Raw genomic sequence first — 25,071 nt, forward strand, 5'->3', positions numbered from 1 at the left:
TGGAACCCCAATCTAACATAAGCAGAATCAGTTGACGAGGCTGCAACACGAATGTGTTGATTTTTCGTAATCGTCTCTGCTCCGGTACCCCCTCTGCGTTGGTTGGGGCTCTATCGCAACGCAAACAACAGTGTGCGTTGCGATAGAGCGGATGACGTTGTGTTGATCCGGTGTCGCGCGAAGCTGCTCAGGGTGCCTGCAGCTGCACTGGTTTCCCAATTTCGGTCATCGAGCCGGGCGCGATGACGAGATAGCGGCGAGAGTCCGGCGTGTCGCTCTGCACAATTTGTCGGATCGGACCCACCGCATTCACGATCGCCGATCCGGCGGGATTGGTCATGAAGGCGGCCAGAGGCTCGAGCGTCCCGCTGCCGTCGGGATGCATGGCAAGCGCCAGCACGTAATTGTGTTTCGGCTCGAGCCCCGTCGCTGCGGCCTGCAGGACCTGTAACAGGCCCTGGTCGAACAGGCTGACGCTGGTCAGGGCCTTCGTTCTTTCCGAAACCGGACCGACCGGAGCCATGGCGACATGCGCGACCTGGCCGGCAATGCCGAGCTGCTGCAAATTCGTCGCTTCCGGACTCGTTGTCTCGTCCATGACGCTCATGGCGGCGTTTCCGGACTCGCGTACCGTCGGTACTGCGTCCGGGACGTAGGCGACGGCCTGGGGCGCCTGGCCGATCGGGATGTTCGCGATGACACGGTTCGTGAGCGTGTCGATAGCGGTCAGCTGGTCGTCATTCTCCAATCCGACATAGACCCGCGAACCGTCGCCCGACGGCCAGATGCCATGCGGCAGCTTGCCGACCGGGATCGTCGCAACCTTGGAGAAATCGTCGGTGCGGTACACTTGGATCTCGTTCAGGCCACCGACGGTGATGTAGGCGAATTGTCCATTGGCGTTGCGGACGATGTTGACGTGATTGGTGATCGGGCCGGTCTCAAGCGTCTTGATCAGGTTGAAGGGAGGGCGGGCATCGAACACCTGCGCCTTGCCGGTATCCTTCAACGTGAACCATACCTGCGCCCCGTCAGGCGTAGCCGCCAGATCAGGGCAGAACGGGCTCGCCTGAGAGACCTTGCCGACGATGGCGTGATCGGCCACGGAGATGACGGCGATCTCCGGATTGAACGACGAGCAGACATAGCCGTATTTGCCGTCGGGTGAGAAGATTTGCATCCCCGGTCCGTTCGCCACCACGATCCGCGTCTTCTCCTCATAGCTGGCGGGATCGAGAACCGCGACGTAATTCTCGCCGCGCACGGTCACCCAGACCTCCTTGCCGTCAGGCGTGAAGAAGGCTTCATGCGGCGAGCGGCCGACATAGGTCGTGTGCTTGACCATGTTGGTCGCGGTGTCGATGAACGTCACCGAGTTGGATCCGACCGACACCACGGCCAGCGTGCGATGGTCGGGCGAAAAACCCATGCCATGCACGAGCAGCTGTCCCCGGTAGAGCGGGCTGAAGTTTGCCGGCGAGGTCGCGCCCAGTCTGATGACGCCAAGCAGCTTGTTGTCGGCGGGATCGGTGACCGAGACCGTATTGGAGAATTGCTCGGCCGCGTACACCCGGTCGTGGTGGCTGACGGGAATGTCGGCTACGGTCGAGGAACCTGGCGCCTGTCCGCTCTCGGCCGGCATCGTCGAAAGACCTGACAAGCAAAGCGCGGCTGTTAGCGCGAGAATTCGCTTCATTACAAATCTCCTCTTATTTGCGGAGCAGGGCGGCCGTGGTGGTCGGGGGCGGCGGCGGTTGATCGAGCGCGAGGCGCATGACCGCGATCTCCTGCTGCTGGTCGACGATGATTTCCTGTGCGATGCGGCGCAGGGTTTCGTTGCGGCCGTAACGCACTTCGGCCTGCGCCATCGCGATCGCACCGCGATGATGCGGGATCATCATCGCCGAGAAATCACGATCGACATCCCCCGATGGCGCGATATCCATGTCGCTCATCATCCGGTGCATCGCGCTTCGGTTCTCAGCCATGAACGGCGCTTCGTCGCCGCATAGCTCGGACATCATCATCTGCGACGCCATATGCATGGGTTGGCTACCGTACTTCGCGCCGCCGACGAATACGGCGGCGGCGAGGGGCAGGGCGACCATCACGGTTTTCAACATGAGAGGCTCCTCAGAGGTTCACTTTGCAACCGGCCAGGTTGGTAGAGCAGCGTCAGATTGTCTTCGAATGCCGGAATTCGGCGATGCGGCCGTTGGCCATCCGGTCGATATCGGTCGCGATGAAGTCGATTGTTTCGCCCTTGCGCCGCGCATACTGCCTTCGAGGTCGCCGGGATACACCTGAAAATGTCTGCAAGCCGTTGAGTATCCGTGCGAATGCGAAATCCATTCAAATGTTGGAAGTCGGTCGCAGGCGTCGCTATTGTGATTGCGCGGATATTGACAGTCGTGCGATCCATCAGCACGCGGGAAACGCCAGGAATCGTCGTAACAGGGAGTTGATCATGGACGCATCGTCCAAGCACCAACCCGGCCGCGGCCGGATCTATGACTCGATCGTCGACGCGTTCGGCGACACGCCGATCGTACGCCTGCGCCGACTGCCGGGCATGCACGGCGTCAGCGCGACGATCTTGGCAAAGCTTGAATATTTCAATCCCGCCGCGAGTGTGAAGGACCGTATCGGCGCGGCGATGATCGTCGCCATGGAAAAGGCTGGCATCGTCAAGCCGGACACGGTGCTGATCGAGCCGACATCAGGCAATACCGGCATCGCGCTCGCCTTCGTTGCCGCCTCGCGCGGCTATCGGCTGAAGCTGGTGATGCCGGAATCGATGTCGATCGAACGGCGCAAGATGCTCGCCTTTCTCGGCGCCGAGCTGGTGCTGACGCCGGCCGCGCAAGGCATGAAGGGCGCGATCGCAACGGCCGAAGAACTGCTGAAGACGACGCCGAACTCGGTGATGCCGCAGCAATTCAAGAACCTCGCCAATCCCGAAGTGCATCGTCGCACCACGGCGGAGGAAATCTGGAACGATACGGCCGGCAACATCGACTTCTTCGTCGCCGGCGTCGGCACCGGCGGCACGATCACGGGTGTCGGTCAGGTCCTGAAGCCGCGCAAGGCGTCCTTGCGGGTGGTTGCGGTCGAGCCCGAGGAGAGCCCGGTGCTGTCGGGGGGGACCCATACGCCGCACAAGATCCAGGGCATCGGCGCGGGCTTCGTGCCCGATATTCTCGACCGCTCCGTGATCGACGAGATCGTGAAGATCAACTCGACCACCGCGATCGAGACGTCGCGGGCGCTGGCGCGGCATGAGGGTATTTCCGGCGGCATCTCCTCGGGTGCGGCAATCGCAGCGGCTATCGAGATCGGCAAGCGGCCGGAAGCCGCGGGAAAAACCATTCTGGCTATCGTGCCGTCGTTCTCCGAGCGCTATCTTTCGACGGCACTGTTTGAGGGAATCTAGGACATGGCGGATCAACCACCGCGGCGGCCGCGCACGCTAGGCGATGCCAGGACCGAAGCCGAGGCGGCATTCAAGAAGGTGACCGCCAAGGTTGCCGCGCCCTTGCCGAAGCAGAACGTGGCGCCCGGGATCAAGGAGCAGGTCACGCTGCGCATCGACCAGGACGTGCTGGAGTTCTTCCAGGAGGGCGGCCCCGGCTGGCAGGACCGCATCAACGCGGCGCTGCGCAAGGCCGCGGGGAAGTAGGCTCCGGTCAAGGCTGGTCCTCGGTGAGCTAGGTGGCGTCATCGTCGCAGCAACGAAAAAGCCCGGCGTGAGCCGGGCTTTTGGTTTGCAATCCAGCCTCGTCTTAGTGGCGGAACATGCCGCCCATCATGCCGCCGACCACACCGCCCATGAAGGCCGCGCCGGCATCGCCGCCGCCGCGGTGGCCGCCACCGCCGCCGCTGCTCTGTACGGGCGCGGCGCGACGGGCCGGCCTTGGGCCGTCGTCGCTCGCGGTCGTCGTCGACGCCACGATCTCGGAGAGCAGGGCCTTGTGCTGGAACTTGTTGAGGAAGCCCGTCGACGGGTAACCGCGGGCGGCCTGCCAGCGCTTGAGCACCGTGCGGGTGTCGTCGCTGAACACGCCGGTGACCTTGGTGTCGAAGCCGAGGCCGGTGAGACGGCGCTGCACGTCGCGGCGCTGGCCCTTGTCGAGGCCGATCTGGTCCTCGGTCAGCTGGGTGGCGTCATCGGTGAAGGTTGCGGGATCGACGCCGGCATTGAGGTTGCGGGTCGTGGTCGACGGTCCGTTCTGGATCGCGGCGAGCCGCGCCAGTGCCAGCGCCTTGAACTGGCCGTTCGGATAGGCCGACAGATAGGCGTTGAGCTCTTCAGGCTTGTTGGTTTCCTTCACCGAGCGCCAGTATTCGAGCTCGACACCGTCGGAGCTGCTGGTCGCCACAGCCGTCGGCGCGCTGCTCGGGGCGGTCGGAGCGGCGTTGGCAACTTGCTGACCCGGCTGCGGCGGATTGAGATAGACCGCGCCGATCAGATTGGTATGGCCCCAAGGCAGCTGTCCCTTGTGGGTTTCCTCATTGACCTGGGCGCGCACCGAGGTCATCGCCTGCTGGATCTCGACGCCGGGCTTGGTGATGTTGTCGATCAGCGCGCGGGTGAACGGGCTGTTGTTGCCCTCCTGGCCGTCGAGCGCGGTCTGGCCCGGGCCGGTGGCGAACGCGATCAGCGTGCCTTCGCCGGACTTCATCTCGGCAAGCCCGCTGCCGACATTGACGCTGCGGGTGGCCGAATTCGACTTGATCTTGGCGGCGAACGGGTTGTCGCGGCAGGCATCGAGGAACACCAGCTTCACCTTGGCATCGCCCATGGTCTGGTCGAGCGTGAGGTCGATGTTGATGGCGGCGCCAAGCTTGACGTCCATCTCCGACTTGATGTCCGCATCGACGGGCAGGAGGTAGTTGGTGCCGCCGACGGCTATGCCGTGGCCGGCGTAGTAGAACACTGCGATGTCGGAGCCCTGTGCCTTGCGGCCGAAATCGAGGAGCTTTTCGGTCATCTGGTCGCGGGTGAGGTTCGATCCTTCGATCACCTCGAAGCCGACATTGCGCAGCGTCGATGCCATCGCCTTGGCATCGATCGGCGGGTTCGGCAATTGCGCGACGTTCTTGTAGGCGCCGTTGCCGACGACGAAGGCGACGCGGCGGTCGGCCTTTGCGGCGCTGATCGACAGCGCCATGCACATCAGCGAAACGATGATGGTGAGAGTGCGCATCTGAATTCCCCAACAGAATCGAATGACGGGCAGCAACAAATTGGCGTCGAACCTACACGAAAGCACCCGGACTCGCGCTAGCAAAACGACTTATAACCCGACTGACCCAACCCATTGCCTTGCGATCGAGTGTGCCCGAAGGAAGGCGCTTACAGCGTGATCCAAATCACGCTCGACCACGCTGATGTGTCGCCTTAAGCCGCGTGGCGGTTCACTGGGCGCGGGCGGGAACTGGTGCGGCCGGCTTCAAATTTAGGAGATTGCCGAAGAGGATCAGGGCCGCGCCGAGCACGGTCCAGGCGTCGAGCCGCTCGGAATAGAGCAGCCAACCGGCGGTTGCGGTGAGGGGGACGCGCAGGAAGTCCATGGGAACGACGATCGTCGCGTCGGCGTAGCGCATCGCACTGGCAAGGCAGTAGTGCGAAAAAGTGCCGCAGACCGCGATGACACCCATCCAGGCCCAAACATAGGCCGACGGCCAGGTCCAGACGAACAGCGTCGGCACCAAGCCCGCCACCGATTGCACCACGATCATCCAGAACAGGATCGAGAGCGCACTTTCGGTGCGGGTCAGCGATTTGACCAGTGCCATGGACACGCCAAAGCCCATGGCGGCGCCGAGCGCGATCAGCTGGCCTGGATTGATCTCGCCGGTTGCGGGCCGGACGATGACGATCACGCCGACAAGGCCGAGCATGATCGCGGCGATCTTCCACGGCGTCATGCGTTCGGACAGGAAGCTGGCCGCGAGGATCGCGGTCCAGATCGGCATGGTGAACTCGATCGCCACGACCTGGCCGATCGGGATCAGCGTCAGCGCGAAGAACCAGCCGAGCTGGGCGACGTAGTGAACGAAATTGCGCCCGATATGCATGGGCAGGCGCATCGTCTTCAGCGCCTTGAAGCCGCCGGCGCGGAAAATGATCGGCGACAGCAGCACGAAACCGGCCAGCGACCGCACCTCCATGATCTGGAAGACGTTGAGCTCGCGCGTGGTTTCGCGCCCGGCCACCGCCATGATCAGCATCAGCGACAGCCAGCCGGCCATCCAGAAGGCTGCCATGGTTTTGGACGGTGTCGTGCTCATGAAGGAGGCGGGAATCCAGAGGGGAGGCCGGTATCGGCGACATCGGCAGGGTTTGCAACGGCCAAAACTGCCGGTGCAGCGATGCACGGCGGCGTGCTAAGCCAAGCAGAGACCCAACAAGAAAATCGGGAGAGCTCCGCTCATGCGCATCTTGCAGCCGGCCGAATGGAAAAAACCGCGCGGCTTTTCACATGGCGTGGTGGCGGAGGGGCCCGGCCGCTGGGTCGTGCTGGCGGGACAGACCGGCGCCGACGAGAGCGGCGAATACGCACCCGACATGGCCGCTCAGGTCGCGACCGCGCTGAAGCGGATCGTCAAGCTTCTCGCGGAAGCCGGTGCCGGCCCCGAGCACATCGTGCGTCTGACCTGGTATCTGACCAGCCGCAGCGAATATGAGGCCGCAGGCGCCGGTATCGGAGCTGCCTGGAAGGAGACGCTCGGACGCAACTTCCCGCCGTCGACGCTGCTTTATATCGGCGGGCTCGTCGACGATCGCGCCAAGGTCGAGATCGAGGTCACGGCGTTCGTCCCGAACGCATGAAAAAGACCCGGCGCGGGGCGCCGGGTCGATGATTCCGCTACCGTGCTATCGTGTTATTTCGACAGCGAGATGTTGGCGCCGCGGAACTGGCTGTCGGCGCGCATCGTCACGCTCTGCTTGCTGCCCGACGTCCGCAGCGTGATGTTGGCGTTGAAGCCTGCGGTCGCGGCGACCAGCTCGTAGTTCCCGCCAGCGCCCTTGCCCTGCAGCGAGCCGCTGATGTTGCGGCTGGACTCGCTCCAGCTTCCGCTGATGGCGCTGCCCTCGGCCTTGACGTTGGCGCCAAGGTTGAACTTGTAGGCATCGCTGGCGCAGGTCAGCGACATTTCCATGGTCGGACCGATCGGAGCGTATTTGGCCCGGCAGCGAATCCGCTCGGTCGAGCCGTCTTCGAGGCTGACGGTGCCGCCGCCGCTCCAGGTGCCGGCCAGCGGCGCGAACGGGCCGGCCTGGGCCTTGCTCTCCGTGCTGCCGGCAACAGCCGTCACAAACAGAACGGCGGCCGCCATCAGCAGCCGCCGATTGAGAACGTTAGTTCCGAATAGCTTATTGGCGCGATGCTTCCCACCGCCCGCTGCACGGTATGCCTGCAGATGCTCCATTCCACTTCCCCGATCCGGCGTTGCCGCTGAGTTGACCGTTGGCATATGCACCATTGATCGAAACTTTAACAAGACCCCCGCTGCCGATAGTGCCGGAAACGTTAGCGCCGGGCGCGGTGATCTTGCCATCGGCAACCGTCAGCGTGGAGCTTGCGGTCGGCTCGCACGAACCCGTCTTGGTCACGATGGTGACCTGCCAATTGCCGTCATAGGGGGTCTGGGCCACCGCGGGTGCTGCGAGGGCAGCGGTAAAAACTGAAACGGCGCAGAACGCCGCAATGCGAGCCAAACGCATGAATTTCGTCCTTGAATCTGTCTGATATGCTGACCCTTATTCGGACGAAATGTGACGGAAATTTGTTGCGTTGCAAATCTGAAAATTGTTCCTGCTGGAACAATGGTTTATTTGCGTTCTTGATTCCAATTTTCGAAGCAGGATCAATGCGGCTTCGCGTTCATCCTTAACTTCAGCGCGGCGACTCAGGAGAGAGCAGGTGCCGAGGTCGCGAACTGCTCGTCCTGAGCTTTCGCAGGCAAGGCCTTGTGGACCTTCGCATAATCGATCACGTCGGCGAGCAGCTTGAGGCCGAGCGGGGCCAGTGCCCGCTCCCAGAGCTCGCGGGCGGTCTCGCCCTTCTTCACGAAGCACCAGTCCTGGGCGGCGATGGCGCCGGCGTCCATGCGGTCGGCGAGGTGATAGATCGTGCCGCCGGCGATGGGATCGCCTTCCTTGATGGTCCATTCCACCGCCGCCTTGCCGCGATGGCGCGGCAGCAGCGAGGGGTGATAGCCGATGCCGCCGAGCTTGGCCGCGGCCAGCGCGTCCTTGCCGATCCGGGCATGGCTGTGGGCGGTGATGATCAGATCGGTGTCGGGGGCGATTTCGGAGGCGACCACCAGCTTGGGATTGGCCTGCACCACCACCTCGATGCCGGCGGCCTTGGCGGTCGCGGCGAGGCGGTCCTCGGCATCGGCCACCACGACCCGCACGACCCCGACGCCGTGTTCGCGGAGCATGTTCAGTGTGGTCACGCCGAAATGGCGGGAGCCGACGAGGGTAATGCGCATGGGTGTCTGATCCGTCTCGCAGCCGCGTTATCCCCCGATAACACGTCCGGCCGCCCTGTCACCACCCGCGCGGCGTCTGCGCCGGTTATCAACAATGCGCATGCAGCGCCGGTCGCCAACGGCCGCTCAAAGATGTCTGCGGCACGCTCCAACCGTTGCCGCGCGGCCACGGTCGGCAGCAAATGATAAATGCACCGGTTCCTCTGCGTCATTTTTAACGGAAGGGAACCGGCATGTGCCGTAGAACGTGCCCAACCGGGGCTGGACAAATTTCATTCCGGATCCGTTTTCGAACCCGGCTTTGGCCGCTGGCGAGATCGCCAGCGGCTTTTTTATTGGCCCCATCGCAACATCATCAAACGGTAACGCGTTCTCAACCTCGCTGTCGTATCGACGAATCCGTCGCGGATTTGTATTGCGTACCGCGACACCAAAAATGTCCCGCCGGCGTGGGTGCGTCGCGCGGGCATTTTTGCCGGGACCTATTTTCATGTCGAACGCAATCGCGCAGATCGTGGACGCCTATGTGCGGCTGAAGAACCGCCGTGGCCTCGACGAGCTGATGATGCACAGGCAGCGGCTTGCGGTCGATCTGAAGAGCCGGGCATCAGGCAGCTTTGATTTCAGCCTGTCGATCGACAAGATCGATGAGGAAATCGCGATCATCGAGGCCGGACTGGCCCGGCTGGCGGCCGATGCGCCTGACCCTGGCGCAACGCGGTCCCGCTGACAGGGCTCAGTCGCGCCGTCCGCCATCGATCACGGTGAACAGCGGTCGCGCCTGGGTCGGCTCGACCAGCAATTCCTCCACCAGTGCGGTTGCCGCATCGACGTATTTGCGCGTCGGCTTGTCGAGCTCGCGTTGGGCCTCATCGTCGAGCGCGACTTTTGCCGCCTCCACCAGCTTGCGCATCCGCGCCGCGTGGTCGTCGCCCGCCGTCAGCGTCGCGCGCGCCAGGGAGCGCAGCACGAACAGCTCGCCCTCGAGGCGGAGCAGGCGGTCGTTGAGCCGGGAGAGGACAGCGTTGAGGTCGGCCATGGCTTCGTATCGTGACAGGGAAGCCCGACCCGTCTACCGGCGATCGGTGAACGGAGTGCAAATGCCGAAGCTGCAATTGGGCCGATCGGCCCGGGATCAGGCCGCCGTCCGCGCCAGATAGTCGCGCGCAAAGGCGAGATACCAGTCGAGGCAGGCCGGGTTGGCCATCGCCTCCTTGTTGATGACCTTCTCAACGGGCTGGCCGAGCAGCAGCTTCTTGATCGGCAGCTCCTGCTTCTTGCCCGAGAGCGTGCGCGGAATCTCTGCGACCGCAAAGATCTCGTTCGGCAGGAAGCGGCGTGACAGGCCGGTTTCGATCGCCTTGTTGATCCTGGCCTGCATCGCGTCGTCGAGGGCGACACCTTCGCGCAGCACCACGAACAGCGGCATGTAGCTGTCGCGGCCGAGATATTCGAGATCGACGACGAGACTATCGAGCACCTCCGGCAGGGCCTCGATCGCGGAATAGAGCTCGCTCGTTCCCATCCGCAGGCCGTGCCGGTTGATGGTCGCATCGCTGCGGCCGTAGATCACGCATGAGCCATCCCGGCTGACCCTAAGCCAGTCGCCGTGCCGCCACACGGGCCCGCGGCCGCTGCCGTCGAAATTATCAGGATAAGTCTCGAAATAGCTCGCCAGATAGCGGGCGTTGCCCTCGTCGTTCCAGAAATAGAGCGGCATCGACGGCATCGGCTCGGTGCAGACGAGTTCGCCGACTTCGTCGATCACGGCGCGGCCCTGCTCGCTGAAGGCTTCCACGGCAGCACCGAGCAGGCGGCACTGCATTGCGCCCGGCGTCTGCGGCAATTCCCTGTTACCCCCGATGAAGGCGCCGGCGAAATCGGTGCCGCCGGAGATGTTCGCCCACCAGATGTCGGCCTGCGCCTTGCTGCCGTTGATCTTCGACAGGGCCGCAAAGCGGTCACCGAACCAGGCCTGTGTATCGGCGCTGAGCGGCGAACCGGTCGAGCCGAGGCAGCGCAGCCGCGACAGGTCGCCGGCGGCCGAAAGATCGATCCCGGCTTTGGCGCAATTGGCAAAGAACGCCGCGCCCGCGCCGAAGAAGGTGGATTTCGATTGCGCCACGAAACGCCACAGCGTGGACCAATCGGGCTTGTCCTTGGTGCCGCCGGGGCTGCCGTCGAAAATGCAGCAGGTGGTGCCGCCGAGCAGGCCGCCGACCTGGCTGTTCCACATGATCCAGCCGGTCGAAGAGTACCAGTGATAGCGCTCGCCGAAGGAGTTTTGATGATAGGAGCAGCCGATATCGTTGTGCAGGCCGAGCAGCGCCAGCACGACGATGACGATGCCGCCATGGCCATGCACGATCGGCTTCGGCAGGCCCGTGGTGCCGCTGGAATAAACGATCCAGAGCGGATGATCGAACGGCAGCCACATCGGCTCGAATGCATCGATGGCGGCGCCGGTCCTTGCGGTGATGTCGCAGAGCAGTGCGTCCGGTGCCGTGGGAGCAGCAGCATCGCTGTGCAGGATGACGTGCTCGACGGATGGCAACGATCGTCGCAGCTCGGCGACGACGTCCTTGCGGCCGTGCCGGCGCCCGGCATAGGTGACGGCATCGCAGGCGATCAGCACTTTCGGCTCGATCTGCTTGAAACGGTCGATCACGGCGGGCGCGGCCATATCGGGTGCGCAGACGCTCCAGACCGCACCGATGCTGGCGCTTGCCAGGAAACAGATGATGGTCTCGGGGATGTTGGGCAGATACGCCGCGATGCGGTCTCCGGGCTTGATGCCCTTGTCCTTCAGGTGCAGCGCGAGCGCGGCTGCCTTGCGCTTGAGCTCAGGCCAGTTGGTCTCCGTCAGCTTGCCATCCTCTCCGCCGGAGACGATCGCGGGCAGACCGGCGGCATGTGCCGCGTCAACATGCCGGAACACCTGCCGCGCATAATTCACCTGCGCGCCGGGAAACCACACCGCGCCGGGCATCTTGCGCTCGGCGATCGCGACCGCAAACGGCGTCGGTGACTGCAGATCGTAATAGTCCCAGATGCTGCGCCAGAACGCGTCGAGATCGCGCACCGACCATTGCCGCATCTCCTCGTAATCAGCGAAGGAGAGGCCGCGCTGCGCGGCAAGCCACTGACGGTAGAGGGCGATCTGCGGAACGAAAGGAGCGGTCATCGCGTGTCGGATTCGGTTGCGGGGAGGGGAAACTAGCCCGGACCGCAGCCTGGCAGAAGCCGTTATTCGCGGAGGCTGACTTGCGCCCCGCGTTCGCAATGACAGCGAAGAACGCTGCCTTTGGCTAGTACCCGACTCCCGCCCAGCGCCGACCGAACACCGCCGGTTTGGTCTTCACCGCCTGCCATCCGAAGAAGTGATGCTTGCCGGACCAGCTGTGCACCACGGCGCTGCAGATGCTGCATTTGAAGTGGCCTGAATGCGGCTCGGCGTGCTCCTCCCGGGTTGCGGTGTAGTTCATGCTGCAACCCGTGCAGGTGAATTCTTCGATCGTCCAGATGCTGTTGGCCATTGCACTTCAAGTGTTTTGGGGACCTTCCACCAAGCGTAGGCGCGAGCCTTTGCATCGGCGTAAACCGGCCCGAGGAAATCCGGTTAATCGGCGTTAGGAAAAGCTGGCTCCGCTTGCGGGCATTGCTTGATTGTCCCGATATTCTAAATGCCCGACAGTCCAAATCGCGTCGGCAGGCGGGCCAGGGGCCCCCGCGACGGCCTCGCGGGCGCACCTCTGCTCGGCTTGACGCCCGGCCTCGGGCTGGCAATAACGCTAGCCCGCGCAAGTGCCCGGGTTGATGCCGCAAGGAAAGCCGTGCCTGTGAAAAGTCTGCGTCAATTCCTGACGGGCGATGACGTCATTCAGCTCGTGATCCGGCTCGGCCTGCTGGCGCTGCTGATCCTCTGGACGCTCTACATCATCCGGCCGTTCGTGCCGATCCTGGCCTGGAGCTTTGTGCTCGCGGTGGCGTTTTATCCGGCCTTCAGCTGGGTCGCCAAGGTCCTCGGGGGGCGGCCCAAGACCGCCGCTGCCATCCTCACTCTGATCACGCTTGGCATTGTCCTTGGTCCCGCAACCTGGCTCGGCCTCAGCGCCGTCGATGGGGTGAAAGAGCTCGCACACGACCTTGGCACCGGCGACCTCGCGCTCCAGTCGGCGCCGGCGTCGATCAAATCGTGGCCGGTGATCGGCCCGACACTCTATGAGCTCTGGGACCAGGCCTACACCAACATCCGTGCCGTGGTGCGCGAGGTCGCACCCTATCTTCAGCCGCTGGCGGGACCGCTCCTGGTGCTCGCGGGCGATGCCAGCCTCGGCACGCTCCAGTTCCTGGTGTCGGTGTTCGTGGCCGGCTTCCTGTTTCCGCACGGGCCCCGGCTGGTTGCGGCGGGGCGCGGCTTCCTGTCGCGCATTGTGCCCGAGCAGAGCGAGCATTTTCTCGGGCTTGGCGGCGCCACCATCCGCGCAGTCGCGCAAGGCGTGATCGGCGTCGCCATCGTGCAGGCATTGCTTGCCGGCATCGGTTTCAAGCTGGCCGCCGTGCCGAGCGCCGGACTGCTGGCCTTTATCGTGCTGCTGCTGTCGATCGTGCAGATCGGCGCCTTCCTCGTGCTGCTGCCTGTCATCATCTGGATCTGGACCGCCAAGGACGTCACCACGGCGCTGGTGCTGACGGTGTTCTTCGTCGTCGTCGGTTTCCTCGACACCATGCTGAAGCCGCTGGTGATGGGACGCGGTCTCAATACGCCGACCATCGTGATCTTCGTCGGCGTGATCGGCGGGACGCTCGCCCACGGCATTGTCGGCCTGTTCATCGGGCCGATCATCCTGTCGGTGGCTTGGGAAATGGCGGCGGCCTGGATCGGAAGCGAGACGGAAAAGCGGCCTGCTGCGCTGCCTGCTTCCGACGAGGTCCGATAGCGCGTCACGCGCCGATCACACCCATTTCGCAGAATGTGGACAATTGTGGATTGCGGTGGCAACCAGGGGGGCCATAGAACTTGTCTAATGAAATAGACAAGTTACGATGGCACCAGATTCTTTTCTCGGTTTACGACAGGTATGGCGAAATCTTCCAAGCTGGTTGCCGCCAGGCGCGGCAAGGTATTGTTGGTCAGGAGAAGGTCGGACGGGCTCTGGATGTTCCCGGGGGGCCGCAAACGTGCGCGCGAATCCGACAAGGACTGCCTGCGGCGCGAGATCAGGGAAGAGTTGCCGAAGCTGAAACTCGGCCGGATCAGCCTCTGGAAGGAAGTGACGGCCAAGAACAAGCGCTCGGGACGCAAGATGAGCGACGCGATCTTCATCGCCAAGAACGCCAAGGGCCGGCTTGCGATCGGCGACAAGAAGGAGCTCGACAGGGCCGCCTGGCAGAAGCCCCGCGGGATCCGCCTGACCGCGACCTCGCGCTACATCCGTGACCGCCTGTTTCCAAGGAAGCGCCGGCGAAGCTAGCCGCGCGGGCGTGACAAATAGTCCGGTGACTTTGCGGCATGTGTGAACCAGTTCACAAATGGTCGCCGCGGTCGCTGCTAAGGAAGCGTCATTGCCTTACCAATCCATTTTGTTTGAAACGCCCCAGTGCCCCAAAGCACTGGGGTTTTTCATGTCCAGCGGGATACGCCGGATCCGTCAGCCTTATCCCTGCCGCCGCAAAAATCCCGTGATCGTGACCTTCTCCCAGATGCCGGCCGCGGCGAACGGGTCGGCGCGGTTGAAGGCTTCGACCTCGCTGCGGCCGGGGGCTTCGATCAGGAACAGGCTGCCGATCATGGTGGTGCCGTCGTCGGCGACGAGCGGTCCCGACATCACGATCTTGACGCCGAAGCGCGAGGTGTCGCTGAGAAACGTCTTGTGGGCGTCGTAATTGGCAATCCGCGTCGGCAATGCACCGCTGCGGTCGACGGCATGGATGGCGAACAGCATGTTGGCTCCGTTTTTTGTCTGTTTTTTGGCTCGATTCTTGGGACGGCCGTGCTGGCGGCCGTCCGTGGTTGTCGTAAACAGGCTTACTTCGCGCCGAGCTTGCTGGCTTCCTCGAAGGTCGGGCAGGTGCGCTGCTCGAGCGGCTGGTCGAACGGCTGGTAATTGTCCTTGGTGATCACGGTCGGCTTCAGCACGATCTCGCTGATGACGGGCTGCTCGCGCAGGGCGCGGATCGCCATCATGGTGCCGAGACAGCCCTGGTAGAAGCCGTTGTAGTCGCCGCTCGCCAGCAGCTTGCCGGACTTGATGGCGTCGATCGCTTCCTTGGTGCCGTTGATGCCGATCACCTGGGCCTTGCGGTTGGCGCCGTCGAGCGCCTCGATCGCGCCGACCGCCATGGCGTCGTTGGCGGCGAGCACGCCGTCGATCTGTGCGTTCGACTGCATCAGGTTTTCCATGACCTGCAGCGCCTGGAGCCGCTGATAGTTGCCGGGCTGCGAGGCCAGCAGCTTGGCGCCCGGGTTCTCCTTCAGGGCGTCGTTGAAGCCGCGGACGCGATCGACATTGGTCAGCGATCCCTTGACCCCTTCGATGATGACGATGTTGCCCTTGCCGCCGAGCGTCTTGAGCAGGAAGCGCGCGGTCTCGAGCCCGAGGCTGTAATCGTCGGCACCGACAAAGGACAGGAACTTGCCGCCGGCGGAGCGGTCGGTGATGTTGACGACAGGAATCTTGGCGTCGTTGATCTTCTCGACGCCCGGCACCATGGCCTTGTAGTCGACCGGCGTGAAGACGATCGCGCTCGGCTTCTTCACCACGACGTCCTCGATCTGGCTGAGCTGCTCGGGGATCGAGTCCGGCTTCGTCGGAATGTACTGAAGCGTCTTGGCGTTCAGCGTCTTGGCCATGTTCTCGGCGCCAACGCGTACCGTCTGGAAGAACGGGTTGGTCTGGTTCTTGGTGAAGACGGCGATGGTCTCGCCGTCGGCGCGCGCCTGCGTGGTGAACGCAGCAGCGAGCAGGAGTGGCAGCGCGAGGTAGCCCAGTCTCTGTTTCATGTGGTCTCCATCCCTCTTTTGGTTTGTTGGATTGCCTGAAAACTCATTGCGCGCGGCGGCGGGTCTTCATGTCGAGCCAGACCGCGATGATGACGATGATGCCGGTGACGAGCGGCTGCCAGTTGGCGCTGACCGACAGCAGGTTCATGCCGTTCAGCACCAGCGTCAGGATCAGCGCGCCGATGAAGGTGCCGAACACGGTGCCGACGCCGCCAAACAACGAGGTGCCGCCGATCAGCACGGCCGCGATCGCGGGCAAGGTCAGGCTTTCGCCGATGTCCGCCTCGGCGGAGTTGAGCCGCGACAGGAAGATGATCGAGGCGAGGCCGGCCATCGTGCCTGACACCGTATAGACCAGCAGAAGCCGGCGCCTGACCGGAATGCCGGAGAGGCGGGCGGCCACCGGATTGGCGCCGATCGCGTAAATCTCCTGGCCCCAGATCGTACGCTGGGCAAACAGCGTTCCGATCCCGAGGAACACCAGCAGCAGATAGACCGGGATCGGCAGGCCGAACAGATAGCCGCTGCCGATCTGGCGGAAGCCGGGCGGGAAACCGTGCAGGGTTTCGCCGGCCATATACCAATAGGTCAGGCCGTTGAGGACCCAGAGCATGCCGTAGGTGGCGATGAAGGAGGGGATGCGCAGCGCCGTCACCATCACGCCGTTGAGCAGGCCGACGATGCCGCCGCAGGCAAGCCCGGTCAGGATGCCGAGAACGGGCGATCCCGTGGTGTGGATCACGGTGCCGGCGATGCAAGCCGATAGCGCGACATTGGCCCCGACGGAGAGATCAAGGCCTGCGGTGAGCACCACCAGCGTCAGGCCGGAGGCGATGAAGAAGGTGAGACTCGCCTGGCGCAGGACGTTGAGGATGTTGCCGAGGCTGAGGAAGGAATCGTTCAGCACGGCCAGAACGGCGCAGATCAGCAGCACGGCGAGCAGCCGGTAGAACAATTGGATCGCGTCCTGCGACAGGAAGGAGCGGGGCGGCGACAGAGCTTCCTTGGTGATGTCGGTCATGCCCGGCTCCTGAGGCCATCGAGGAACAGCGCGACGATGACGAGGACGCCGACGCTTGCGACCTGCACCGAGGAGGGCAGCGAGACCAGGTTCAGCCCGTTGCGCAACACGCCAACGGCGATGACGCCGAGCAAGGTGCCGAGCAGCCAGCCATTGCCGCGCTCGAACGAGGTGCCGCCGACCGCGACCGCCGCAATCGCATCGAATTCGAGCCCGAGCCCCGCGGTCGGATGTCCCGAATTCATCCGGGCGGTCATCAAGAGGCCGGCGATGCCGGCCATGGTGCCGCCGAGCGCGTAGACCGCAATCAGCAGTTTGTTGGGCGAGAGGCCAGCATAACGCAACGCCTCGCGGTTGCCGCCGAGCGCGAACACGTAGCTGCCGAAGCGGGTGTGATAGAGCAAGCCGTGAAAGACGACGTAAGTCACGAGCGCCAGCAGGATCGGCACGGGAACGCCGAGCAATGTCGCCGAATAGATGTCGCGGACGCTGTGGGGAATGCCGACCACGCTCTGGGCGTCGGAGACGATCAGCGACAGGCCCTGCGCCATGCCGAGGGTGCCGAGCGTCGCGACGAAGGGCGGAATGCCCAAAATCGCGACCAGCCAGCCATTGACGGTGCCGAAGGCCGCGCCGACCAGCACGCCGGCGCCGAGGCCGAGCAGCATCGACTTGGTCGCGAGCGAGACGATGGCGACGCAGAGCGAGGTCAGCGTCAGCACCGCGCCCATCGAGAGGTCGAGCCCTTCCGTCATGATGATCAGCGTCATCGGCAGCGCCAGCATGGTCAGGATGGTCGACTGCACCAGCACGTTGGAGAGATTGGCCGGGGTGAGGAAGCCGGGCGCAATGGCACCGAATAAAATGATGAGTGCGCCGAGCACGATGGCGACGCCGGGAATGCGCTGGAGCGGGTTGGGCTGTGATACGACCGCGGCCTCACGCATGATGCATCCCCAATCGCACGATGTTCTCCTCGGTCAGCTCGTTGCGTGCCAGATGCCCGGCAACGCGGCCCTCGCGCATCACATAGGCGCGGTCGCAGACATGGCAGATCTCGACCTGCTCGGACGAGATCATCAGGGCCGCCGCGCCTTCCGCGACCAGCCGGTCGATCAGCGCGAAGATCTCGGATTTGGCGCCGACGTCGATGCCGCGTGTCGGCTCGTCGAAGATGAAGAGTTTCGCGCCGGCCGCCAGCCATTTGCCGATCACGACCTTCTGCTGGTTGCCGCCCGACAGCAGGCCGACGGTCTGGCGCGCGCTTGGCGTGGCGATGCGGAGCTGTCTGATGAGACCGTCCGCGGTGCGAAGGCCGCTGCGCGGATCGAACAGCCCGCTGGGGAACAGCTTTCGCAGCGCCGAGACCACGAGGTTGTCCCCGACCGAACGCAGCAGCGCGAGCCCCTCGCTCTTGCGGCTCTCCGGGATCAGTGCGATGCCGCGGCGCGAAGCGACGTCGGGCTCGCCGGAAATCGGCTTGCCATCGAACACGATCTCGCCCGAGGCAATCGGATCGGCGCCGAAGATCGCGCGTGCGACTTCGGTGCGGCCCGATCCGACCAGGCCGCACAGGCCGACGATCTCGCCGCGACGCACCTCGATATTGACGTCGGAGATGCCGCTCGGGGCGGTCAGGTTCTTCACCTGAAGCAACACCTCGCCGGGCTTGTCGGCAAAATTGCGCGGATAGGTCATGTCAACCGTGCGGCCGACCATCATCCGCACGAGCTGGTCGGGGGTGACGTCGGCCGGCTTGACGCCGTCGATGCGTCGGCCATCGCGCAGCACGGTGATGCGGTCGCCAAGCGCAAACACCTCGGCCATGCGATGCGAGATGTAGACGATGGAGACGCCGTCGGCCTTCAGCCGCGCGATCAGCGCAAACAGCAGCTCGGTCTCGCGATCGGAGAGCGCGGCAGTCGGCTCGTCCATGACCAGGATGCGCGCGTTCTGGCTGATGGCCTTGGCGATCTCGACCATCTGTTGCTGGGCGACGCCGAGCGTGTTGACGACGACAGACGGATCGATGTCGAAGCCGATGGCGTCGAGCAGGCCCTTCGCTTCGGCCAGGATCTTGCGGCGGTCGATGGTGCCGGGAATGCGCCCCTTCGGCTCGCGTCCGAGGAAGATGTTCTGGGCGATGTCCAGATAGGGAACGAGCGAGAACTCCTGGAAGATCACGGCAATGCCGAGCTTCTGTGCATCCGCCGTCGAGGTGATCGTGACCTTCTCGCCCTTGAAGAAAAATTCGCCGGAATCGGCCTTGTAAGCCCCGCACAGCACCTTCATCAGGCTCGACTTGCCCGCACCGTTCTCCCCGAGCAGCATGTGCACTTCGCCGGGGTAGAGCGCAAAGGACACATCGTCCAGCGCCTTGACGCCGGGAAATTCCTTGCTGATGCCGCGCAGCTGAAGCAGCGGCACCGCCGAGGTCCCGCCGGGTGCGTTCGCGTGAGCGTTCATCGCCGCGCTCCCGCAAAGATCTTGCCGGGATTCATCAGTCCACGGGGATCGAGCGCGGTCTTGATCGACCGCATGACGTCGACGGCCTCGCCAAGCTCGTCGGTGAGATAGTCGATCTTGCCGAGCCCGATGCCGTGCTCGCCGGTACAGGTGCCGTCCATCGCGAGGGCGCGGGCGACCATGCGGGCCTGCAGCGCCTTGGCGCCGTCGATCTCCTCCAGCTTTCCGGGATCGACCAGGATCAGCATGTGGAAATTGCCGTCGCCGACATGGCCGACGATGGGCGCGGTGAAGCCGTGCTCGTCGGCGTCTTGACGCGTGTCGGTCAGGCATTCGGCGAGCCGCGAGATCGGCACGCAGACATCCGTGATGACCGCGCGCGCGCCGGGGCGGAGGCCAAGGCCGGCGTAGAGCGTGTTGTCGCGGGCGTGCCAGAGCCGGCTGCGGTCCTCCGGCGCCTTGGCCCATTCAAAGCCGCGGCCGCCATGCTCGGCAGCGATGGCCTGCGCGAGCTCGGCCTGTTCGGCAACCGCGCTCTCGGAGCCATGGAACTCGAAGAACAATGTCGGCGCCTCGCGGTAGCCGAGCTTTGCGTAGGCATTGATGCCGCGCATCATGACGTCATCGAGCAGCTCGACGCGGGCGACCGGAATCGCGGCCTGGATGATGCCGATCGCGGTGTCGACCGCGTTGTGCAGGGTGTCGAAGCTGCACACGGCCGCCGAGATCGCCTGCGGCAGCGGATGCAGTTTCAGCGTGACCTCGGTGATGAGTCCGAGCGTGCCTTCCGCGCCGACGAACAGCCGGGTCAGATCGTAGCCGGCCGCCGATTTGCGGGCGCGCCTGCTGGTGCGGATCACCCGACCATCGGCCAGCACGACTTCGAGCGCCATGACGTTGTCCTTCATGGTGCCGTAGCGCACGGCCATGGTGCCGGAGGCGCGCGTCGAACTCATGCCGCCGATCGAGGCGTCGGCGCCGGGATCGATCGGGAAAAAAAGCCCGGTGCCGCGCAGTTCCGCATTGAGCTGTTTGCGGGTGATGCCGGGCTGGACCACGACATTCATGTCGCTGTCGTGGACCTCGAGCACCTTGTTCATGCGTGCGAAGTCGATGCAGACCCCGCCCTCGACCGAAGAGGCATTGCCCTCGAGCGAAGTGCCGGCCCCGAACGGCACGATCGGCATATCAGCGCCGGCGCAAAGCTTGACGATCTCGGCGACCTCCGCGGTCGTCTCGGGGTAGACGACGATATCAGGGGGCAGGGCGCGGTAATAGGATTCGCTCTGACCATGCTGGTCGAGCACGCCGCGTGCGGTGGTCGCACGCAAACCGATTACGCCGGTGAGGCGTTCAGCCAATGCGGAACTGTTGACCCGCGGTCCCATCGTCTCTCCCCGTCGTCGTCCCTTGTCGCGGACCGTTGTCGGTCCGTCGATTCGACGTTTGGCCTACGCCGCTTGCGCGTTGCTTGCGGCCTGCTTCAGGCCGAAATCGTAATTGAGGTGATAGTAGCCACGATCCACCGTGCGACCATCGGGCGCACGGCCCGGCGGGCAGTGCACGAAGTCATGGATCAGGCTGTCCTTGACGCCGAACACCACATCGCTGTCGAGATAGATATCGCCGGCGACGAACACATGCGTCACGAGCTGCTCGAAGCCCGGCGCCGAGATCATGAAATGCACATGCGCCGGACGCCAGGGATGGCGGCCCTGCGCCTCCAGCATCTCGCCGACCGGGCCGTCATGCGGGATGGGATAGGCCGCCGGCTTGATCGACCAGAAACGAAAGCGGCCGTTGGCATCGGTGTGAAAGCGCGCGCGCATCGCGAAATCGCCGATCTCGTCGAGCTGCTGCACGTCGTAATAGCCGTCATTGTCGGAGTGCCAGACATCGACCACCGCGCCCGCGAGCGGCCGTCCGTCGACGGTTGCGACCGATCCGGTGACGATCATGGGCTCGCCTTCCATGGCGCCGGAGATGTCGTCGCCGTTCTGCTTCTCGGGCGCGGCCTTGACGAAGAACGGTCCGAGCACGGTCGTCTCGGTCGCGCCTTCCGGCACCGGATGGTTGATCGCATCGACCAGCATGGAGACGCCGAGCGTATCGGACAGCAGGATGAACTCCTGCCGCTTGTCGTCGCACATGTGGCCGGTGCGGGTCAGGAAGTCGATGCCGTATTCCCATTCCTTCTGCGTCGGCCGGATTTCGCGCACGAAGGCGTGGAGGTGGCGCACCAGCGCCTCGCTGACCTCTTTGATGCGCGGATCGGTCGCGCCGGCGATGCGCTCGAGCACGGCGTCGGTGATGTTGGTCTCGCTGAAATTGCGCATATTCGCCTCCGTCGATCAGAGTTTGGGTTCGCCAAGGCCGGACAGCCGTTCGATATGCTTCACGGTTGCGATGAAGTCAGTCTCGCCATCGCCCTGCGCGACCAGCGCGCCGTAGGTCTCGCGCACCTGGGCTGCGAGCTGCAGCGGCACGCCGACCGCATGGCCGGCACCCAGGATGAGGTCGAGGTCCTTGGCCATCTGCTTGCAGGAGAAGCTCGAGACGAAGTCACGGGATCTCAGCGGCGCGGTCTTGTACTTCACCATCGGCGAGGCGACCGCGCTCTCGTCCAGCACCTTCAACATGTCCCGCCAGCCGATGCCGCCCTTGCGCGCCAGCGCCAGGCTCTCGGCCATCATGGCCGCCGACACCGCGATCATCAAATTGACCGCGAGTTTTGCGTAGCGCGCTTCTTCGCCCGGGCCCAGATAGGTCTGCGCGCGCGTGAAGCTTTCGAACAGCGGTTTTGCTTTCTCGAAGCTGTCCTTCGGCCCCGACACGAAGCAGCTCAGCGCGCCGGTATGCACAATGCTGGCATTGCCCGAGACCGGCGCGCGCAGATAGGCGACGCCACGCGCCTGCGCGGCGGCATCGACTTCGGCGGAGGCTTCCGCGCTGACAGTGCTGGTTTCGATCAGCACCGCCTTCGGCGCCATCGCGCCGATCAAACCCGTCGGGCCGAGCATGACGGCGCGCAAGGCGGCATCGTCGGGGAGCGATGTGATGACGAGCGGACGGCCGCTCGCGGCGTCGGCCGGCGAGTTCGCAACCGCAATGCCGTGCCCGCGCGCTTCGTCGAGCCTTGCTGCGCTCTGGTCGAAGGCGGTAACGCCGTAGCCGGCCTTGGCGACGAGTTGCGACATCGGCAGGCCCATCTTGCCGATACCGATGAAGGCGACATGTTTGCTCGTATCACTCATTGGTGTTGTCCATTGGCCGCTATTGCGCGGCGTGCCCTTGTCGTTCGATGTCTCGCACCAGCCGCCGGCCGGATTGCGCGAGCAGCTCGTTCTTCGCCTCGAGCCCTTCGGCCAGCAGTTTCCCGTTCCGCTTCTTCCAGACGCCGCCAATCATGACGGCCTCGATGTTGGCAAGGCTCGTCTGCATCACCACTGTGGCGACGGGGTCGTGAACCGGGACGAGGTTGAGATCATCGGCGTTGATGATCACGAGATCGGCGAGTTTGCCTGGCGTCAGCGATCCGATCTGGCTCTCGCGGCCCAGCATGCGGGCGCCCGAAGTCGTGACCCAGGCCAGCGCCTCGCGCGCCGAAATCGTGGTCGTCGCAGGGATCGTGCCTTCGTTCTTGCGCATCTGCGCATTGTCGAGCGCGCGCTGCATCGACAGCGCGACGCGGGCCGCGGAGAACAGATCGCCCGCCAGCACCGATTCCAGGTCGATGCCGATGGTCGGGCGCACACCGCGCTTGAGCAGCCGTCCGGTGATCGGAAAGCCATGGCCCTGAATCATCTCGTTCTCGGGAGTCACCGAGAAGGTGACGCCGAGATCGATCAGCTTTTGCAGGAGCTCGTCGGGCAGGTCGTTGCCATGAACGATGTTGACAAAGGGGCCGACGAGGCCGGCCTCGATCAGCTGCTCCCAGCCACCGGGGGTCTTCGCCGGACCGCCGCCCTGATGCATCGAGGCGATCAGGCCGTGCTCCCGCGCCAGTCTGAAATCATGCATGGACACGTCGAGCGTCGCGTAATGCGGACCAAGGACGGCAAGCCCGAGCGTGACGAGGCCGTTGCGGTCGGCGAGGGGACCGGCCAGCAGCCGCTCGACCTCGCGGCGGGGATGCGGCACCTCCGAAAAGTGCGGTTCGCCCGGTTTCGGCTCCGGCTTTGGCGAGCCGTGGAAGAAGGCCGCGCGGATGCCGCTCTCGACCAGGCCTCGCACGGCAGCGTCCGTATGCGCCGGCGTCGGGTTGTTGTGGCACCAGTCGACCAGCGTGGTGGCGCCGCAATTGATCTGGTTCAGCGCGCCGACGAGCGTGGCGATATAGATGTCGTCGGGCGAGAACAGGGTCGCGAGCCCGGCATGCATGCGGCGGAAATATTCCAGCAGCGTCCAGTTCGCAGCATACCCGCGCAAGCCCGTCTGCCAGGTGTGCATATGTGCGTTGATCAGCCCGGGGATGACGATGCGCCCGCGCCCGTCGACGATCTCGGCGTCGGCGGCGTCGATATCAGGACGCACCTCGGCAATCCGCCCGTTCTCCACCAGCACATCGCCAGCACGGAGATCGCCAATGCGATCGTCCATGCTGATGATCGTTGCTGATCGGATGAGGGTGCGCTTCATGTCGCTCACGCCGCCTCTTTGGTGGCGACCGGCGGCTCGCCGGCCCAGGCGCGCGCGATGAGGTCGCGGATGGCGCCCCGCTCGAGCGGGCGCGGATTCCAGTAGGCGTTGGTGACCGCGAGGTCAGCCGCCTTGTCGATGCCGCTCTCGGGCATGCCGATATCGCGCAGTGCGACCCTGGCGCCCAGCCGCCTCGCCAGATCGAACAGTCCCTCCGCCGCATCGGCTGCACCGATTGCACGCGCGATCCGCGTCATCGCGTCAGGCACCGCCGGTGCGTTATAGGCCAGCGCATGCGGCAGCACGATCGTGTGCGTTTCCGCATGGGGCAGGTCGAACGTGCCGCCGAGCGCGTGACAGAGCTTGTGATGCAGCGCCATGCCGACTGTGCCGAGGCAGACACCGCACAGCCATGCGCCGTAAAGCGCATCGCTGCGCGCGGGGCGGTCGTCAGGCCTGGCCGCGATCGCGGGCAGGGCACGCGCCAGCGCGCGGATGCCTTCCTCCGCCATCAGCGATGTGACGGGGTTGGTGTCGCGCGCATAAAGCGACTCGACCGCATGGGCGATGGCGTTGATGCCCGACGTGGCGGTGAGGCCAACCGGCAGCGTCATTGTCAGGTCGACGTCGTAGATCACGGTCTCCGGCAGCACGGCCACGTCGCGCACCGTGGTCTTTAGCCCGTTTTCGGTCTGGCCGAGGATCGGCGTCATTTCCGAGCCGGCATAGGTGGTGGGAATGCAGAGCTGGTTGATTCCGGTACGCAAGGCGAGCGCCTTGCCGAGGCCGGTCGTCGAGCCGCCGCCGAGCGCGACCACGCAATCGGCGTCGCACGCCTTCATCGCCGCAATCGCGCGCTCGGTGACCTCGACGGGTGTGTGCATCGTGGCGCCGGCAAATAGGCCGGCATAGAGCGGCCCGAGCGCGGCGCCGAGCGCCTTGCCCTGCGCCTCCTGCTGCGGCGTCGTCAGCACCAGCGCGCGCTTGCCGCCGAGCCGCTCGACCTCGGCCCTGGCCGTATCAAGCGTTCCGCTGCCGAACACGACGCGGCAGGGCAAATTTTCAAAGGTGAACGAACCGATCATGCGCCGGTCTCTTGTTGAACCGGATAATCGACCTGGAAGCGGCCGATCCGCAAGTCGCCGAGCTCCTCGCGCACCCGCAGATGTTCGGGATGGGTCGCATAGGCCTTAAGCGCCGCGCGATCGGTAAACTCGGAGACGAGGACCACGTCGCAGGCATAGTCGACATCGCTGACATCGACCCCGACCTCGATATGGGTGAGGCCGTCGATCCGGCCTTTGAGCCCCTCAAACAGGGTTTTGACCTTGGTCCGGGCCGCCTGGCGCTCCGTCGCGGTCTCCCCGCGCAGCCGCCACATCACGATGTGCTTGATCGGACACGACATTTCCCTGAATTCCTCGCCTGATGTCTTGCT

General features: G+C 64.5%; 28 protein-coding genes. 6 read left to right on the plus strand and 22 right to left on the minus strand.

Features of this window, described 5'->3' with window-relative positions:
• Nucleotides 1–187 precede the first annotated feature (187 nt).
• The 3 genes from JQ621_RS01645 to JQ621_RS01655 are packed head-to-tail and all read right to left on the minus strand — an operon-like array spanning nucleotide 188 to nucleotide 2,352.
• Nucleotides 188–1,696 carry a YncE family protein gene (locus tag JQ621_RS01645; RefSeq protein ID WP_212232677.1) on the minus strand — a complete coding sequence of 503 codons (1,509 nt, stop codon included), beginning with the start codon at nucleotides 1,694–1,696 and terminating at the stop codon, nucleotides 188–190.
• Between the two features lie 13 nt (nucleotides 1,697–1,709).
• Entirely contained in the window at nucleotides 1,710–2,123 is a 414-nt protein-coding gene (locus tag JQ621_RS01650; protein WP_212232678.1) for a DUF305 domain-containing protein, read from the minus strand.
• A 52-nt stretch (nucleotides 2,124–2,175) separates the two neighbouring features.
• Nucleotides 2,176–2,352 carry a hypothetical protein gene (locus tag JQ621_RS01655; protein ID WP_212232679.1) on the minus strand — a complete coding sequence of 59 codons (177 nt, stop codon included), beginning with the start codon at nucleotides 2,350–2,352 and terminating at the stop codon, nucleotides 2,176–2,178.
• Between the two features lie 115 nt (nucleotides 2,353–2,467).
• Here JQ621_RS01655 and cysK point away from each other — a divergent pair, with 115 nt between their 5' ends.
• Nucleotides 2,468–3,433: a cysteine synthase A gene (gene cysK, locus JQ621_RS01660; RefSeq protein ID WP_212232680.1), complete on the plus strand. Its 966-nt coding sequence runs from the start codon at nucleotides 2,468–2,470 to the stop codon at nucleotides 3,431–3,433.
• A gap of 3 nt (nucleotides 3,434–3,436) precedes the next feature.
• Nucleotides 3,437–3,679: a BrnA antitoxin family protein gene (locus JQ621_RS01665; RefSeq protein ID WP_212232681.1), complete on the plus strand. Its 243-nt coding sequence runs from the start codon at nucleotides 3,437–3,439 to the stop codon at nucleotides 3,677–3,679.
• 103 nt (nucleotides 3,680–3,782) lie between these two features.
• On the opposite strand, the gene JQ621_RS01670 is transcribed toward JQ621_RS01665, so the two are convergent.
• Entirely contained in the window at nucleotides 3,783–5,207 is a 1,425-nt protein-coding gene (locus JQ621_RS01670; protein ID WP_212232682.1) for a caspase family protein, read from the minus strand.
• A gap of 211 nt (nucleotides 5,208–5,418) precedes the next feature.
• Nucleotides 5,419–6,294, minus strand: a complete 876-nt coding sequence (locus JQ621_RS01675) for a DMT family transporter (protein ID WP_212232683.1) — start codon at nucleotides 6,292–6,294, stop codon at nucleotides 5,419–5,421.
• Between the two features lie 142 nt (nucleotides 6,295–6,436).
• Here JQ621_RS01675 and JQ621_RS01680 point away from each other — a divergent pair, with 142 nt between their 5' ends.
• Complete coding sequence (locus tag JQ621_RS01680) at nucleotides 6,437–6,835, plus strand: RidA family protein (protein WP_212232684.1); 399 nt, start codon at nucleotides 6,437–6,439, stop codon at nucleotides 6,833–6,835.
• Nucleotides 6,836–6,888: 53 nt separating this feature from the next.
• Here the strand turns inward: JQ621_RS01680 and JQ621_RS01685 are convergent, their stop codons facing one another.
• The 3 genes from JQ621_RS01685 to JQ621_RS01695 all read right to left on the minus strand — a co-directional run bounded on the left by JQ621_RS01685 (nucleotide 6,889) and on the right by JQ621_RS01695 (nucleotide 8,505).
• Entirely contained in the window at nucleotides 6,889–7,437 is a 549-nt protein-coding gene (locus JQ621_RS01685; RefSeq protein ID WP_212232685.1) for a hypothetical protein, read from the minus strand.
• Complete coding sequence (locus JQ621_RS01690) at nucleotides 7,382–7,732, minus strand: hypothetical protein (protein WP_212232686.1); 351 nt, start codon at nucleotides 7,730–7,732, stop codon at nucleotides 7,382–7,384. The genes JQ621_RS01685 and JQ621_RS01690 overlap by 56 nt, the downstream gene beginning before the upstream one ends.
• A gap of 185 nt (nucleotides 7,733–7,917) precedes the next feature.
• On the minus strand, nucleotides 7,918–8,505 hold the full coding sequence (locus JQ621_RS01695; protein WP_212232687.1) for a formyltransferase family protein: 588 nt from the start codon (nucleotides 8,503–8,505) through the stop codon (nucleotides 7,918–7,920).
• A 490-nt stretch (nucleotides 8,506–8,995) separates the two neighbouring features.
• Here JQ621_RS01695 and JQ621_RS01700 point away from each other — a divergent pair, with 490 nt between their 5' ends.
• A complete protein-coding gene (locus JQ621_RS01700) occupies nucleotides 8,996–9,235 on the plus strand; it encodes a hypothetical protein (RefSeq protein WP_212232688.1) in 240 nt (79 codons plus the stop codon).
• Nucleotides 9,236–9,241: 6 nt separating this feature from the next.
• Here the strand turns inward: JQ621_RS01700 and JQ621_RS01705 are convergent, their stop codons facing one another.
• The 3 genes from JQ621_RS01705 to JQ621_RS01715 form a co-directional block, all read right to left on the minus strand.
• A complete protein-coding gene (locus JQ621_RS01705) occupies nucleotides 9,242–9,544 on the minus strand; it encodes a hypothetical protein (RefSeq protein ID WP_212232689.1) in 303 nt (100 codons plus the stop codon).
• A 96-nt stretch (nucleotides 9,545–9,640) separates the two neighbouring features.
• Complete coding sequence (locus JQ621_RS01710) at nucleotides 9,641–11,689, minus strand: acetoacetate--CoA ligase (protein ID WP_212232690.1); 2,049 nt, start codon at nucleotides 11,687–11,689, stop codon at nucleotides 9,641–9,643.
• A gap of 124 nt (nucleotides 11,690–11,813) precedes the next feature.
• Nucleotides 11,814–12,041 carry a hypothetical protein gene (locus JQ621_RS01715; RefSeq protein ID WP_212232691.1) on the minus strand — a complete coding sequence of 76 codons (228 nt, stop codon included), beginning with the start codon at nucleotides 12,039–12,041 and terminating at the stop codon, nucleotides 11,814–11,816.
• 297 nt (nucleotides 12,042–12,338) lie between these two features.
• Here JQ621_RS01715 and JQ621_RS01720 point away from each other — a divergent pair, with 297 nt between their 5' ends.
• Nucleotides 12,339–13,445, plus strand: a complete 1,107-nt coding sequence (locus JQ621_RS01720; RefSeq protein ID WP_212232692.1) for an AI-2E family transporter — start codon at nucleotides 12,339–12,341, stop codon at nucleotides 13,443–13,445.
• Nucleotides 13,446–13,586: 141 nt separating this feature from the next.
• Nucleotides 13,587–13,979 carry an NUDIX hydrolase gene (locus tag JQ621_RS01725; protein WP_212232693.1) on the plus strand — a complete coding sequence of 131 codons (393 nt, stop codon included), beginning with the start codon at nucleotides 13,587–13,589 and terminating at the stop codon, nucleotides 13,977–13,979.
• A 183-nt stretch (nucleotides 13,980–14,162) separates the two neighbouring features.
• Here the strand turns inward: JQ621_RS01725 and JQ621_RS01730 are convergent, their stop codons facing one another.
• The 11 genes from JQ621_RS01730 to JQ621_RS01780 form a co-directional block, all read right to left on the minus strand.
• Nucleotides 14,163–14,450, minus strand: a complete 288-nt coding sequence (locus JQ621_RS01730) for a YciI family protein (RefSeq protein WP_212232694.1) — start codon at nucleotides 14,448–14,450, stop codon at nucleotides 14,163–14,165.
• Between the two features lie 83 nt (nucleotides 14,451–14,533).
• Nucleotides 14,534–15,508, minus strand: coding sequence for a sugar ABC transporter substrate-binding protein (locus tag JQ621_RS01735; protein ID WP_212232695.1), 975 nt, complete (start codon nucleotides 15,506–15,508; stop codon nucleotides 14,534–14,536).
• 43 nt (nucleotides 15,509–15,551) lie between these two features.
• On the minus strand, nucleotides 15,552–16,529 hold the full coding sequence (locus tag JQ621_RS01740; protein ID WP_212232696.1) for an ABC transporter permease: 978 nt from the start codon (nucleotides 16,527–16,529) through the stop codon (nucleotides 15,552–15,554).
• Nucleotides 16,526–17,476 carry an ABC transporter permease gene (locus JQ621_RS01745; RefSeq protein WP_212232697.1) on the minus strand — a complete coding sequence of 317 codons (951 nt, stop codon included), beginning with the start codon at nucleotides 17,474–17,476 and terminating at the stop codon, nucleotides 16,526–16,528. The genes JQ621_RS01740 and JQ621_RS01745 overlap by 4 nt, the downstream gene beginning before the upstream one ends.
• Nucleotides 17,469–18,995 carry a sugar ABC transporter ATP-binding protein gene (locus JQ621_RS01750; protein ID WP_212232698.1) on the minus strand — a complete coding sequence of 509 codons (1,527 nt, stop codon included), beginning with the start codon at nucleotides 18,993–18,995 and terminating at the stop codon, nucleotides 17,469–17,471. The genes JQ621_RS01745 and JQ621_RS01750 overlap by 8 nt, the downstream gene beginning before the upstream one ends.
• Nucleotides 18,992–20,383 carry an FAD-linked oxidase C-terminal domain-containing protein gene (locus JQ621_RS01755; RefSeq protein ID WP_212232699.1) on the minus strand — a complete coding sequence of 464 codons (1,392 nt, stop codon included), beginning with the start codon at nucleotides 20,381–20,383 and terminating at the stop codon, nucleotides 18,992–18,994. Before JQ621_RS01755 ends, JQ621_RS01750 begins: the two co-directional genes overlap by 4 nt.
• A gap of 63 nt (nucleotides 20,384–20,446) precedes the next feature.
• The gene (locus tag JQ621_RS01760) at nucleotides 20,447–21,331 is read right to left on the minus strand and encodes an intradiol ring-cleavage dioxygenase (RefSeq protein WP_212232700.1); all 885 of its coding nucleotides are present in this window, start codon (nucleotides 21,329–21,331) and stop codon (nucleotides 20,447–20,449) included.
• Between the two features lie 15 nt (nucleotides 21,332–21,346).
• The gene (locus JQ621_RS01765) at nucleotides 21,347–22,249 is read right to left on the minus strand and encodes an NAD(P)-dependent oxidoreductase (protein ID WP_212232701.1); all 903 of its coding nucleotides are present in this window, start codon (nucleotides 22,247–22,249) and stop codon (nucleotides 21,347–21,349) included.
• A gap of 19 nt (nucleotides 22,250–22,268) precedes the next feature.
• Nucleotides 22,269–23,633, minus strand: a complete 1,365-nt coding sequence (locus JQ621_RS01770; protein WP_212232702.1) for an amidohydrolase family protein — start codon at nucleotides 23,631–23,633, stop codon at nucleotides 22,269–22,271.
• Between the two features lie 5 nt (nucleotides 23,634–23,638).
• On the minus strand, nucleotides 23,639–24,718 hold the full coding sequence (locus JQ621_RS01775; protein ID WP_212232703.1) for a maleylacetate reductase: 1,080 nt from the start codon (nucleotides 24,716–24,718) through the stop codon (nucleotides 23,639–23,641).
• Nucleotides 24,715–25,041, minus strand: coding sequence for a Dabb family protein (locus JQ621_RS01780; RefSeq protein ID WP_212232704.1), 327 nt, complete (start codon nucleotides 25,039–25,041; stop codon nucleotides 24,715–24,717). Before JQ621_RS01780 ends, JQ621_RS01775 begins: the two co-directional genes overlap by 4 nt.
• Nucleotides 25,042–25,071 lie beyond the last annotated feature (30 nt).

The sequence above is a fragment of the Bradyrhizobium manausense genome (assembly GCF_018129685.1).
In the GTDB taxonomy this organism is placed as follows: Bacteria; Pseudomonadota; Alphaproteobacteria; order Rhizobiales; family Xanthobacteraceae; genus Bradyrhizobium; species Bradyrhizobium manausense_D.